This window comes from Cellulosimicrobium sp. PMB13, assembly GCF_051294865.1.
In the GTDB taxonomy this organism is placed as follows: Bacteria; Actinomycetota; Actinomycetes; order Actinomycetales; family Cellulomonadaceae; genus Cellulosimicrobium.
Genome location: NZ_CP145910.1, coordinates 3,938,675 through 3,952,702, shown reverse-complemented (window position 1 = coordinate 3,952,702; position 14,028 = coordinate 3,938,675). Strand labels below are relative to the sequence as shown.

Annotated in this window: 8 protein-coding genes; 3 read left to right on the top strand and 5 right to left on the bottom strand. The window is 73.6% G+C overall.

The genetic code is table 11. From position 1 onward, the window contains the following. Positions 1–20 precede the first annotated feature (20 nt). Positions 21–1,352, top strand: coding sequence for a cellulase family glycosylhydrolase (locus V5D56_RS17695; RefSeq protein WP_435736584.1), 1,332 nt, complete (start codon positions 21–23; stop codon positions 1,350–1,352). 76 nt (positions 1,353–1,428) lie between these two features. Here the strand turns inward: V5D56_RS17695 and V5D56_RS17690 are convergent, their stop codons facing one another. The 3 genes from V5D56_RS17690 to V5D56_RS17680 form a co-directional block, all read right to left on the bottom strand. After that, entirely contained in the window at positions 1,429–2,826 is a 1,398-nt protein-coding gene (locus V5D56_RS17690; protein WP_435736583.1) for a maltokinase N-terminal cap-like domain-containing protein, read from the bottom strand. A gap of 136 nt (positions 2,827–2,962) precedes the next feature. Further along, on the bottom strand, positions 2,963–4,675 hold the full coding sequence (gene treS, locus V5D56_RS17685; protein ID WP_435739069.1) for a maltose alpha-D-glucosyltransferase: 1,713 nt from the start codon (positions 4,673–4,675) through the stop codon (positions 2,963–2,965). A 119-nt stretch (positions 4,676–4,794) separates the two neighbouring features. Further along, positions 4,795–6,912, bottom strand: coding sequence for an alpha-1,4-glucan--maltose-1-phosphate maltosyltransferase (locus V5D56_RS17680; RefSeq protein ID WP_435736582.1), 2,118 nt, complete (start codon positions 6,910–6,912; stop codon positions 4,795–4,797). A gap of 149 nt (positions 6,913–7,061) precedes the next feature. Between V5D56_RS17680 and glgP the strand changes: the two genes are divergently transcribed. Both glgP and V5D56_RS17670 read left to right on the top strand, forming a co-directional pair. Continuing rightward, entirely contained in the window at positions 7,062–9,725 is a 2,664-nt protein-coding gene (glgP, locus tag V5D56_RS17675) for an alpha-glucan family phosphorylase (protein WP_435736581.1), read from the top strand. A 221-nt stretch (positions 9,726–9,946) separates the two neighbouring features. Beyond that, positions 9,947–10,951, top strand: a complete 1,005-nt coding sequence (locus V5D56_RS17670; RefSeq protein ID WP_435736580.1) for a hypothetical protein — start codon at positions 9,947–9,949, stop codon at positions 10,949–10,951. Positions 10,952–11,004: 53 nt separating this feature from the next. On the opposite strand, the gene V5D56_RS17665 is transcribed toward V5D56_RS17670, so the two are convergent. Further along, positions 11,005–12,240, bottom strand: coding sequence for a hypothetical protein (locus tag V5D56_RS17665; RefSeq protein WP_435736579.1), 1,236 nt, complete (start codon positions 12,238–12,240; stop codon positions 11,005–11,007). A gap of 25 nt (positions 12,241–12,265) precedes the next feature. Then, positions 12,266–14,020 carry an FAD-binding dehydrogenase gene (locus V5D56_RS17660; RefSeq protein ID WP_435736578.1) on the bottom strand — a complete coding sequence of 585 codons (1,755 nt, stop codon included), beginning with the start codon at positions 14,018–14,020 and terminating at the stop codon, positions 12,266–12,268. Positions 14,021–14,028: the final 8 nt, after the last annotated feature.

Genomic DNA, 14,028 nt, shown 5'->3' with positions numbered 1-14,028 from the left:
GCACGGAACGAAGGAGTTTCATGACCACGAACACCGCACGGTGGGTGCACGCGCTCACCGCCTCTGCGGCAACGCTCGCAGCGATCGGTGCGGGCGCTCTGGCGCTCGCCCCGGCAGCGACGGCGAGTCCGGCGCCCGACGGCCTGCACGTGCAGGACGGCCGGCTCGTCGAGGCCGACGGTTCCGACCTGGTGCTGCGCGGCGTCAACCACGCGCACACCTGGTACCCGCACGAGCTCCAGTCGTTCGCGGACATCAAGGCCACGGGGGCCAACGCCGTGCGCGTCGTGCTGTCCAGCGGGGACCAGTGGACCCGCAACGACCCCGACGACGTCGGGCGCGTCGTCCGCGAGTGCGACGCGAACCGCCTGGTGTGCGCCCTCGAAGTCCACGACACAACCGGCTACGGCGACGAGTACGCCCCGGCCGCGGTGTCGCTCGACCGTGCGGTCGACTACTGGGAGGACCTCTACCCGGTGCTCGCCGGGACGGAGGACAGGGTCCTCGTCAACATCGGCAACGAGCCGATCGGCAACGGGTCGATCTCCGAGGAGTGGGCCTCGCGGACGTCGGACGCCGTGCAGCGGCTGCGCGAGATCGGCTACGAGCACACGATCGTCGTCGATGCGCCCAACTGGGGTCAGGACTGGACGCGGACGATGTACGCCGAGGCGCAGGAGGTCTTCGACGCCGACCCCGAGGCGAACGTGGTGTTCTCGGTCCACATGTATGAGGTCTACGGCGACGGAGCGACCGTCACCGACTACCTCGAGCACTTCGTCGACGCAGGCCTGCCCCTGGTGGTCGGCGAGTTCGGACCAGCACACCACGGCAACGACGTCGACGAGGACACGATCCTCGCGGAGACGCGACGCCTCGGCCTGGGCTGGTTCGGCTGGTCCTGGAGCGGCAACAGCGGCGGCGTGGAAGACCTGGACCTCGTCCACGACTTCGATCCCGCGCAGCCGTCGTCGTGGGGCACGCGCCTGTTCGACGGCCCGGACGGGATCCGTGAGACCTCGCACGAGGCCGCGGTGTTCGCCGACCGGGCCGACGGCTGCACCGCCGAGCTCGAGATCCAGTACCGCTGGCCGGGCGGCTACCAGGGCCAGGTCCGCGTGGACTTCGACGGTGGGCCCGTCTCGAGCTGGTCGACGTCCTGGCGCGTGCCCGCGGGCAGCGAGCTCGTCCAGACCTGGCACGGCGCGCTCGCGGTCGAGGACGGCCTCGCGTCCGTCGTGGCCGAGTCGTGGAACGCGAGCGTCCCGGCCGGAGGGACGATCACCTACGGGTTCTCGGCGCGCGGTGACGCGCCCGTGCTGGCCCCGCTCGTGAACTGCTCCGCGCGCTGACGTCGCCGGGGGAGACCTGGTGCCGCCGGGAGGAGCCGTGACCACGGCTCCTCCCGGCGGCGGCGAGCCCGGAGGATCAGGAGTTCCCCGAGAGCAGGCGGTCCACGGCCGCGAGCGGGATCGGCTCCCAGTCGGGCCGGTTGCGCGACTCGTACACGACCTCGTAGAGCGCCTTGTCCAGCGTGAGCGCCCGGACGAGCGCCTCGGACGTGTCGCGGTCGACGCCGGCCGTGTCGGCACGCGCGTAGGCCTCGAGGAACGCGCTGCGCGCCTGCACGGCCCAGCCGGGGTTGGTCGCACGCCCCACCGCCGCGGCGTAGTCGAACGAGCGGACGATCCCGGCGACGTCGCGCAGGGCGAGGTCGGGACGCGTCCGTTCCGCCACGGGGCGCAGGGGCTCGCCCTCGAAGTCGAGCACCTTCCAGCCGAAGCGGCGCGCGTGCAGCACCTGCCCGAGGTGCAGGTCGCCGTGCACGGTCTGGAGCCGCGGGAGGGCGTCGGGGACGCGCGTGACGCCCGCGAGGCGCTGGGCCGTGCGGTCCCAGAACGCCGCGACGCCGTCCGCGCGGCGGGCGAGAGCGCGCGAGGACGCGACGGCCTCCTCGGACCGTCGCCGCAGGTCGGCGACGAGCCACGCGGCGTCGACGGGCGCCCCGGTGCCGAACGCCTCGCGCAGGGCGGCGTGCAGGTCGGCGAGGACGCGGCCGAGGTCGAACGCGAGGTCGGCGAACGACGCGTCCTGGCCCGCGTAGGCGCACGCGAGGTCGAAGCCGTCGCGCGCGCCGTCGACGAACTCGCTGAGGATCGCGAGGTGCGCCGAGCGCTCGGGGGTGGCCTCCGGCGTGCGCTCGGCGTCGTCCTCCGCATCCCACGTGACCTCGAGCCACGCGAGCGGCCTCGGCACGCCGGACCACCCCTGGGCGGCGAGAGCGCGCGGGATGGTCAGGTCGGGGTTGGGCCCGATCGCGATGGCGCGCAGGACCTTGAGCATCGTGCCGCCCGCGGTCCCCGGGAGGAGGACCGAGCTGTTCGACTGCTCGACCGCGAGCGCGCGGCCGCCCTCGAGGTCCACGGGCTCGGGCGCTGCCCCGTCCCACGTGGACGCCGCGAGCAGGGCGCCCCAGCACGCGGGGTGGGCCGCGCCGTCGTGCACGACCCACGTGCCGCCGTCCTCCACGACCTCGCCGATGCGGGACGGCCCGCCGGTCGCCGCTGCGCCGGCACGCTCGAGCACGAGGGGCACCTGGACCACGAGTTCCACGCCGTCGCCCAGGAGCCGGAGCAGGTGGAGGACGACGCGCGGGGCGTCGTCGGACGGAGGGACGGCTCCGGTGGGCGGGTCGAGCGCGAACGCGATCCACGGGACGTGCCGGACATCGACCCCCTTGACCGGGTACCAGCGTCGGGTGGGGAGCCAGTCGTCCAGGAGCGCGAGGAGCGCCGGGGAGGGCAGCTCCGTCCGTCGTAGGGCCACGCGTCTCCTTCGGTCGGGTCGGGTCGCCTCCCATGGCACCACGGCTCCGCGTGGCGCGCCGCTCCGGGGCGGTCGTGCGCTCGGACGTCAGGGCGCGGACGATCGAAGGGATGGTGGCCGCGATGTTCGAGCGCGGTCAGTCGTCGTCCTCCGGCTGGCCCACCACGAGCCAGTAGAAGTCGCGCGAGCCCCACGTCATGGAGACCGTGCCGTCCTCACCGACGTCGGGGAAGCGCGCGCCGCCGAAGACGTCGGTCAGGGTCGCCCCGGCGTGGTCGCCCAGCCGGACGGTCGCGGAGCGCGCGGTCGCGGACAGGTTCGCGACGCACAGCAGGGTCTCGTCCGGGGAGCGGCGCAGGAACGCGAGGATCGACTCGTTGTCGCAGTCGAGGGCCACGAAGTCGCCCGTGCCGAACGCCGGGTGGCGGCGACGGACCTTGAGCATGCCGTGGACCCAGTGCAGCAGGGACGTGGACTGCTCGAGCTGCGCCTCGACGTTGACGTACCCGTAGTGGTGCACGAGCGACTGGACGAGCGGGAGGTACAGCTTGCCCGGGTCGGCCGTCGAGAACCCGGCGTTGCGGTCCGGCGTCCACTGCATGGGCGTGCGGACGGCGTCGCGGTCGGGGAGCCAGATGTTGTCGCCCATCCCGATCTCGTCGCCGTAGTACAGGCACGGGCTGCCCGGCAGCGAGAGCAGGAGCGCGTGCGCGAGCTCGACCTCCTTGCGCGAGTTGTCGAGCAGCGTGGCGAGGCGGCGCCGGATCCCGACGTTCGCGCGCATGCGCGGATCCTGCGCGTACCAGCCGTACATCGACGCGCGCTCCTCGGTGGAGACCATCTCGAGCGTCAGCTCGTCGTGGTTGCGCAGGAACGTGCTCCACTGGGCCCCGGGCGGGATGTCGGGCGTGTCCGCGAGGATCTCGAGGACCTGGTTCGCCCGTTGGTCCCTGATCGCGTAGAAGATCCGCGGCATCACCGGGAAGTGGAAGCACATGTGGCACTCCGGCTCCTCCTCGGTCCCGAAGTAGTCCACCACCTCGCGCGGCCACTGGTTCGCCTCGGCGAGCAGGATCCGCCCGGGGAACTCGGTGTCGACCATCTTCCGCACGCGGCGCAGGAAGTCGTGCGTGCGCGGGAGGTTCTCGCAGTTCGTGCCCTCCTCCTCGTACAGGTACGGCACGGCGTCGAGCCGGAACCCGTCGACACCCATCTGCAGCCAGAAGCGCGCGACGTCGAGCATCGAGTCGGCGACGCGCGGGTTCTCGAAGTTGAGGTCCGGCTGGTGGGAGAAGAACCGGTGCCAGAAGAACTGGCGGCGCACGGGGTCGAACGTCCAGTTGGACGTCTCGGTGTCGACGAAGATGATCCGCGCGTCGGGGTAGCGCGAGTCGTCGTCGCTCCACACGTAGAAGTCGCCGTACGGGCCCTCGGGGTCGGCGCGCGACGCCTGGAACCACGGGTGCTGGTCGCTCGTGTGGTTCATGACGAGGTCGATGACGACGCGGATGCCGCGCGCGTGGGCCTCGCGGACCAGCTCGGCGAAGTCGGACGTCGACCCGTACTGCGGCGCGATGGCGGTGTAGTCCGAGACGTCGTACCCGCCGTCGCGCAGCGGTGACGGGAAGAACGGTGGCAGCCAGAGCGCGTCGATGCCGAGCCACTGCAGGTAGTCCAGGCGGTCGACGAGGCCGCGCAGGTCGCCCGTGCCCGTGCCGTCCGAGTCGGAGAACGCGCGGACGATGACCTCGTAGAACACGGCCGTGCGGTACCAGTCCGGGTCGTCGGACAGCCCGGGGCGCGTCTCGGTCGCGGCGACCGGCTGACGGCGTGGCGGCAGCGCCGCCATCGGGACCGGAGCGGTGATCGGCGGCACCGGCGCCGGGCCTGCGGAGACACCGCGGGACGAGACGGGCACGCCCGCGACCCAGGTCGTCCCACCGTCCGCGCGCCCGGGAGCGGGCGGCATCATGCCTGCCTCACGTGCACGACGTGCGCGACCTGGCGCAGGGGCTCGAGCCGCACGTACACGTTCTCGCCCCAGCCGAAGCTCTCGCCCGACAGCTCGTCGTGCGCGACGAACGACGGCGCCCACGGGTCGTGCCCCTCCGCGGGTGCGGGCAGGCCGAGCGTGACGGGGTCGAGGTGGACGTCCGACTCCTGCGGCGAGTGCGGGTCGAGGTTCACCACGACGACGACCGTGTCCGCCACGCCCGTCGGGGAGTGCTCGGCGGGCAGGTGCCGCGAGAACGCGAGCACCTGGTCGTTCGTCGTGGGGTGGACCGTGAGGTTGCGCAGCTGCCGCAGCGCCGGGTGGTCGCGGCGGATCTCGTTGAGCCGCGTGAGCAGCGTCGAGATCCCGATCTCCTCGGCGGCGGCCCAGTCGCGCGGCTTGTACTCGTACTTCTCGTTGTCGATCTGCTCCTCGACGCCGGGGCGCGGGACGTTCTCGACGAGCTCGTAGCCGGAGTAGATCCCCCACGTCGGCGAGCCGAGCGCCGCGAGCACCGCGCGCACCGCGAACCCGGCCACCCCGCCGTGCTGGAGGTACGGCGGGAGGATGTCGTGCGTCGTCGGCCAGAACGACGGCCGCATGTACGCGCCCGCGGGTCCCGACACCTCCTCGAGGTACTCCGCGAGCTCCGTGCGGGAGTTGCGCCACGTGAAGTACGTGTACGACTGGTGGAACCCGATGCGCGCGAGCGTGTGCATCATCGCGGGCTTGGTGAACGCCTCCGACAGGAAGATCACCTCGGGGTTCGTGCGCCGCACCTCCGCGAGCAGCCACTCCCAGAAGTCGAGCGGCTTCGTGTGCGGGTTGTCCACGCGGAACGCCGTGACGCCCCGGTCGATCCACACGCGCACCACCCGCAGCACCTCGGCGTAGATGCCCGCGGGGTCGTTGTCGAAGTTCAGCGGGTAGATGTCCTGGTACTTCTTCGGCGGGTTCTCCGCGTACGCGATCGAGCCGTCGACGCGCGTCGTGAACCACTCCGGGTGCTCGCTCACCCACGGGTGGTCGGGCGAGCACTGCAGCGCGAGGTCGATCGCGACCTCCAGACCGTTGCGCCGGGCCTCCTTGACGAACGCCTTGAACGTCCGCTCGCTGCCCAGCTCGGGGTGGATCGCGTCGTGGCCGCCGTCCTTCGAGCCGATCGCGTACGGGCTGCCCGGGTCGCCCGGCAGCGCCGTGAGCGAGTTGTTGCGGCCCTTGCGGTGCGTGGTGCCGATCGGGTGGACCGGCGTGAGGTAGACGACGTCGAAGCCCATCGCCGCGATCGCCGGCAGGCGCCGGGCCGCGCTCGTGAACGTCCCCGACCGCCAGCGCCCGTCCTTGAGCCGGCGCGCACCCTCCGAGCGCGGGAACATCTCGTACCACGCGCCCGCGAGCGCGAGCGGCCGCTCCACGCGCAGGTCGTACGTGGCCGACGCGGTCACGTGGTCGCGCAGCGGGGCGCGGTCCAGGGCCTCGCGGACCTCGGGGGCCGTCGCCGCGGCGAGGCGTGCGAGCGCGGGGCGGCCGGCGTCGGCGAGCGCCGCGGCGGCGTCGGCGAGCGTGCGGCCGTCGTCGGGGTCGCGGCGGGAACCGGTCGGTCCCGCGGTCGGGGACGCGTGCCGCCCGCCCGGCGCCGCGCCGTCGGCCAGGACGCGCTCGAAGAGGCGCACGCCCTCGGCGAGCATGAGGTCGACGTCGACCCCCGCCTCGATCTTGATCGTCGCGTCGTGCGCCCAGGTCCCGTAGGGGTCGCTCCACGCCTCGACGCGCAGCGACCACGGGCCCTCGACGTCGGGGTGGAGCGTCGCGCGGAACCGGTCGAGGCCCGGTGCGACGTCGACCATGCGCGCGGTGCGCTCCGACCCGTCGGGGGCGACGAGGACCGCGGTCGCCGCGACGGCGTCGTGACCCTCGCGGAACACGGTGGCCTCGATCGGGACCATCTCGCCCACCACGGCCTTGGCGGGCCAGCGGCCGCCCTCGACGACGGGGGAGACCTCGAGGACGGGGATGCGGCCGATCGGCGTGGCGGGGGCAGGGGAGGGGACGGGCGAGCGGAGGGGGGCGCTGGCCGGTGGGGTCGACGTCACACGGACAACGTAGCGAGGGCTGCGGGGACCCGGCACCTGGGGAGCGCTCCCGGCGTGCCGGGAGGTGCGACAGAGATTTCATGCAGGTGTTACGTCGAGGTGACACGGACGGGGTGTGCCGGGTCGTCGGGCTGCGTAGTCTCGTGCCCGTGAGAGCGATCCGACGGTTCACCGTCCGCACCCTGCTGCCCGCCGCGCTGCGCGACCTCGACGAGCTGGCCCACAACCTGCGCTGGTCCTGGCACGCCCCGACGCACGACCTGTTCGCCGGGATCGACCCCGAGTGCTGGTCGGCCGTCCACGGCGACCCCGTCGCGCTGCTCGGCGTCCTCGGTCCCGAGCGGCTCGCGGAGCTCGCCGGCGACGCCGCCTTCGTCGAGCGGGTGCGCGCCGCCGCCGACGACCTGCGCCACTACCTGCAGGACGACCTGTGGTACCAGCAGCAGGCGGCGACCCGGTCGGCCGGCGGGGCGGACGACGGATCGGCGAGCGGCGGGGACGCGCTGCCCGCCGCGATCGCGTACTTCTCGCCCGAGTTCGGCATCACCTCGGTGCTCCCGCAGTACTCGGGCGGCCTCGGCATCCTCGCCGGCGACCACCTCAAGAGCGCGAGCGACCTCGGCGTGCCGATCGTCGGCGTCGGGCTGCTGTACGGCGCCGGGTACTTCAAGCAGTCGCTCACGCGCGACGGCTGGCAGGTCGAGACCTACCCGCTGCTCGACCCGGACGGACTGCCCCTGACGCTGCTGCGCGAGGACGACGGGACGCCCGCGCGCGTGTCCCTCGACCTGCCGGGCGGGCGGGCGCTGCACGCCCACGTCTGGGTCGCGGCCGTCGGCCGTGTGCCGCTGCTCCTGCTCGACTCGAACGTGCCGGGCAACGACGAGGCGGCGCGCAAGGTGACGGACCGCCTCTACGGCGGCGGCGGCGAGCACCGGCTCCAGCAGGAGCTGCTCCTCGGCGTCGGCGGGGTCCGGGCGCTGCGCCTGTGGTCACGCCTCACCGACGCACCGGCGCCCGAGGTCTACCACACCAACGAGGGCCACGCGGGTTTCCTCGGCGTCGAGCGGATCCGCGAGCTCGTCGAGCAGGGCCTGACGTTCGAGGAGGCGCTCGAGGCGGTCCGCGCCGCGACGGTCTTCACGACGCACACCCCCGTCCCGGCCGGCATCGACCGCTTCGGTCGCGACCTGATCACGCAGTACTTCGGCGGGGACATGGCCGTCGACGGCCTGCCGGTCGACCGGATCCTCGCGCTGGGCGCCGAGGACTACGACGGCGGCGACCCCACGGTGTTCAACATGGCCGTCATGGGGCTGCGGCTCGGCGGTCGTGCGAACGGCGTCTCGCTCCTGCACGGGCAGGTGTCCCGCGGCATGTTCGAGGGCCTGTGGCCGGGGTTCGACGCGCGCGAGGTGCCGATCACGTCGGTGACCAACGGCGTCCACTCGCCCACCTGGGTCGACCCGGCGCTCGCGGCCCTGGAGGCCGAGCGGCTCGGGCTCGACGAGCTCACGGCCGACGCCGCGTCGTCGGGCTGGCTGCGGACCGGCCGCGAAGGCACGGTCGACGGGGGCGCGGTGGGCGACGGGCCTGCCGTGAGCGACACGGAGCTGTGGGCGATCCGGCGCGAGATGCGCGGCCGGCTGGTCGACGAGGCGCGGCGCCGCGTGCGCAAGTCGTGGCGCGAGCGCGGCGCGAGCCCGGCCGAGCTCGGCTGGATCGACGACGTGCTCTCGCCCGACGTGCTGACCATCGGGTTCGCCCGCCGCGTGCCCACCTACAAGCGGCTCACGCTCATGCTGCGCGACCCGGACCGGCTCAAGGCGCTCCTGCTCCACCCGGAGCGCCCGGTGCAGCTCGTCGTCGCGGGCAAGTCCCACCCCGCCGACGACCAGGGCAAGCGGCTCATCCAGCAGCTCGTCCGGTTCACCGACGACCCTGAGGTGCGCCACCGCATCGTGTTCCTGCCGAACTACGACATCGCCATGGCGCAGTCGCTGTACCCGGGCTGCGACGTGTGGCTCAACAACCCGCTGCGTCCGCTCGAGGCGTCGGGGACCTCGGGCATGAAGTCGGCGCTCAACGGCGGACTCAACCTGTCGATCCTCGACGGCTGGTGGGACGAGTGGTTCGACGGCGAGAACGGCTGGGCCATCCCGACCGCCGACGGCGTGGACGACCCGGACCGCCGCGACGACCTCGAGGCCGCGGCGCTGTACGACCTCGTCGAGCAGCAGGTCGCGACGCGCTTCTACGACCGCTCCGCGGACGGCGTGCCCGAGCGCTGGCTCGAGATGGTGCGGCACACGCTCGCGACGCTCGGGCCGAAGGTGCAGGCCACGCGCATGGTCGGCGAGTACGTCACGCGGCTCTACGCCCCCGCGGCCGCCGCCGGGCGGGCGCTCGCCGCCGACGGGCTCGAGCCTGCGCGCGAGCTCGCGCACTGGAAGAGGTCGGTGCGGGACGGCTGGTCCCGGGTGCGCGTCGACCACGTCGACTCGAGCGGCATCAGCGAGGTCCCGCAGGTGGGGGACACGCTCACCGTGCGCGCGTACGTCTCGCTCGGCGACCTGCGCCCGGAGGACGTCGAGGTGCAGGTCGTGCACGGCCGCGTCACCGAGGCCGACGTCATCGAGGAGTTCACCGCCGAGCCGCTCGCGCTCGCGGAGACCTACGAGGCGGGCCGGCACGCGTTCGCCGGCGAGGTCGTGCTCGAGTCGTCGGGCCCGTTCGGCTACACCGTGCGCATCGTGCCGAAGCATGCCGGCCTGCCGAGCGTCGCCGAGCTCGGCCTGGTCGCCAACGCCTGAGATGCGTACCTGAGCGCGAGGTAGAACCCGCGGTCGCGAGGTAGAACCCGCCACGTTCTATTTCGCGACCGCGGCTTCTACCTCGCGGATACCGCCAGGGCGAGGTGGCGACGGCTCCTCCGCTCGTCCACGTGCGGTGCGCGGTCCACAGGCTCTTGGCTCGTCCACAGGCCCGCCTGCCGGTCTGGCGACGCCGTGCCGGCTCGGCCAGGCTGTGCCGCATGGACACGGACGGGCACGAGGTCGAGTCGGCGCGGCGAGCGGCAGGTCGCCCACGAGGAACACGTCGCCCGGCTGGACGTGTCGACGCGCCGTCGACCACGCCTCTGCCCTCCGTCGTGCGCTTCTCCGCGGAGCGGCGTGCGGAGATCGCCGGAGCGCTGCGCCGCGGCACGCTCGTGCGGGCGCGCCAGGGAATCTACGTGAGCACGCCCTCTGCGTCGACGCAGCCGGCGCAGCGTCGACGGCAGACGGTCGTGATTCAGGCCGTCGCGCTCGCCGAGCGGTTGACGACGGACTACTGGTTCAGCCACTCGACCGCCGCTGTCCTGCACGGTCTCTGGACGTGGCGCCTCTCCGACGAGGTGCACGTGACGCAACTCGGGAACCCGTCCGTGCGGCGTCGTACCGACCCGGGTGTCCGACGGCACTGGACGGCGCTCCCCGAGGCCGATCGGGGCGAAGCCGACGGGCTGCCGGTCACCTCGCTCGAGCGGACGATCGTCGACTGCGCGCGGCACCTCACGCCGACGGCTGGCATCGTCGTCGCGGACTCCGGGATCCGTGCCGGTGCGGACCTCGAGCGGGTGGCACAGATCCTTGACGCTGCCGCCGGAGGACGAGGAGTACGACGGGCGCGACAGGTGCTGGCCGAGGCCGACGGGCGGTCGGAGTCTCCCGGTGAGAGCGCGGTCCGGTGGATCGCGATCGACGGTGGGCTCCCGCGCCCGGAGCCGAACCACGTGGTGTCGACCTGGCGCGGCGAGTACCGGCTCGACCTCGCCTGGACGCAGCAGCAGGTCGCCGTCGAGTTCGACGGTGCGGTCAAGTACTCCGGCGGCAAGTACGGCGACCCGCAGGCTCGGCTGCTCGCGGAGAAGGCGCGCCACGACGCGCTGGTGGAGGCCGGCTGGCTCGTGCTGCGCGTCACGTGGGGCGACCTCGCGGACCCGGACCTGCTCGTCCGCCGGATCCGGACGGCTCTCGTCCGACGTGCCGCGAGATAGAACTCACGGTCGCGAGATAGAGCTCGGCGAGCTCTATCTCGCGGCGGGAGGCTCTATCTCGCGGAGGTGAGGAGGTCGAGGTAGCGGGCGCGGGTGCGCAGGACGTCTCGGAGCTGGGTACCGATGCCCTCGACGAACTCCTCGCGGTACACCGCGTCGACCTGCACGGAGATGGCGTAGTAGAGCCCGGTGAAGGTCGCGATCGCGACGGAGACGCGCAGCAGCGTCTGCGTCACGACGAGCTGCGCCCCCTCGACGCCCGGACCGCCCGCGAGCGCGAACGACCGCTCCCACGTGCCGCCGTCGACGTCCCACAGCGCCATGACCTCGGGCGTGACGGTGAGCGTCCCGAGCGCCATGAAGAACACCCCCATGCCGAGACTCACGACGAGCACCTGGAGCAGCTGGCTCGTGGCGATCATCGCCGCGAGGTTCGCCATCTGCCTCCGCGTGAACCGCGCGGCCCGCTCACCGTCCGGCACGTCGGCGGCGGCGTCCGCGAGCGCCTCGCGCGCCTCGCCGGGCACGCGCAGCGCCACGAACAGCACGACGAGCAGGAGGAAGAACCCGCCGAGCACGAGGTCGGCGACACCGTGCGTGCGGTCGAACACCTGCCACACCTCGGCGTTGTAGAACAGCACGAGCGAGAACACGAGGAGCAGCGGCAGCAGGCGCACGAGCCGCAGCAGCGACGCCCCGAGCTCGTCGACGACGCGCGCCAGCCCCCACCACAGCGACGACAGCACGCCGTAGCCGACGACCACGCGCACCACGCCCAGCAGCACGAGGTTTCCGACGACGGTGAGCAGCGCGTCGGCCCACTGCCCGCCGAACACGAGCGGGAGCAGCGCGGGCGCGAGGACGAAGAACGCGAGCTCGGGAAGGCCGACGGACTGCGGCAGCGTCGACCACCGTCGGCCGCGCAGCACGTTGAGCCCGGCGTAGGCGGCTCCGACGAGCACGGCGCCGCCGAGCAGCGCGAGCGCGTTGGCCCACGCGGGCCAGCCCATCCGGACGGCCCCCGACAGCTCGGCGAGCAGCACCACGAGGAGGAACGGCGCGGACCGCCCGAACACGTCACGGTCGAGCGAGTGGCCCTCGACGAGGAGCGGCAGACCGTTGCGCCGGAAGAACCGCTCGCACTCGGCCGCGTCCCCGCGCCCGACGCCGGTGCCCACCCCGCGCCCGACGTCGCGGCCCGGCCGGGGCGCGTCGTCGCGCCCGGGCGACGGAATGCCCGGGGCGACGTCGGGTGCGAGGGCCGGGGACGCGTCGTCGGGCACGGTCATGGCCCGGACCCTACCGCGGGGGACGTCAGGCGAGCGCGGCCGCGAGAGCCCGGCCGGCGACGCGACCCGAGAAGAGGCAGCCGCCGAGGAACGTGCCCTCGAGCGCGCGGTGCCCGTGCACCCCGCCGCCGCCGAAGCCCGCCGCCTCGCCCGCGGCCCAGAGACCGGGGAGCACGGAGCCGTCCGCGCGCAGGACGCGCGCCGACGTGTCGGTCCACAGCCCGCCGAGCGTCTTGCGGGTCAGCACCGAGAGGCGGACGGCGAGGAGCGGCCCGTCCTTCGGGGTGGTGAGCGGGCGCGGCGGCGACACGCGGATGAGCCGGTCCACGCGGTAGCGCCGCGCCATCGCCGTCGCGACGACCTGCGGGTCCTTGCCGAGGCCCGTGCTGACCTGCTCGTCGCGCAGGCGCACGACCCGGGCGAGCGCGTCGGGGTCGACGTGCCCGCGCGAGCCCGGCGTCGCGTCGGTCAGCGCGTTCATCCCCGCCGCGAGCTTCTCGGGAGAGTCGGCCCAGACGAACTCGGGCGACTGCTCGGCGAACCGGGCCACCGGACCGACGGCGCGGGGCAGCACGCGCTGGGCGAGCAGCCGCACGTCCTTGCCGGTGAGGTCGGGGTTCTGCTCCGAGCCGGACAGCGCGAACTCGGACTCCATGATCGCCTTGTTGAGCACGAACCAGGAGTGGTCGTCGCCGCGCTCGGTGACGTGCTGGAGCGCGCCGAGCGCGTCGAAGCCCGGGAACAGCGGTGCGGGCAGGCGGTTGCCGTCGGCGTCCAGCCACAGCGAGCTCGGGCCGGGCAGGATGCGGATGCCGTGGTCGGTCCACACGGGGGAGTGGTTGGCGATGCCCTCGGGGTAGTGCCACATGCGGTCCTCGTGCACGAGCGTGGCGCCCGCGTCGGCGGCCGCCGTGATCATCAGACCGTCCGTGGAGTCGGGGACGCCGGAGAGCATCCGCGCGGGCAGCGTCCCGGCGGCCTGCGGCCACCGGGAGCGCACGAGCTCGTGGTTCGCCCCGATCCCGCCGGACGTCACGACGACGGCGCTCGCAGCGATCTCGACCTCGCCGACGACGTCCCGCGAGGAGGGCGCCCCGCGCTCGGCGTCCGACGGCGCGAGGATCTCGGCCCGCACACCCGTCACGGCGCCGTCGGTCACGACGAGCGACGTGACCCGGTGCCGGAACCGCAGGTCGAGCAGGCCGGCTGCACGCGCGTCGAGCGCGGCACGGACGAACGGTTCGAGGACCGCCGGGCCGGTGCCCCACGTGACGTGGAAGCGCGGGACCGAGTTGCCGTGCGCGCCGGCCGCGCTCCCGTCGGCTCCCGAGCGCACCGGGTACCCGCCGCGCTCGGCCCACTGCACGAGCGGGAACCAGCGCACGCCCTTGTCGTGCAGCCAGCCCCGCATCTCGCCGGCCGCGAAGTCGACGAACCCGCGGGCCCACGCGTAGCCGTGGCGGTCGGGTCCTTCGCCGCGGTCCGCGCCGGGCGCGAACTGCGCCGACCCGAGCCAGTCGTCGAACGCGAGGTCCGCGGAGTCGGTCACGCCCATGCGCCTCTGCTCGGGCGAGCCGACGAGGAACAGGCCGCCGAACGACCACCACGCCTGGCCGCCGAGGCTCGCGGCGGGCTCCTGGTCGAGCAGCACGACGCGACGGCCCGCGGCGGTGAGCTCCGTCGCGGCCACGAGACCGGCGAGGCCCGCCCCCACGACGACGACGTCGGGGCTCTCGACGGTGTGCGAGCTGTCGGGGGAGTCGACCACGGTGTCACTCATGCGCGAAC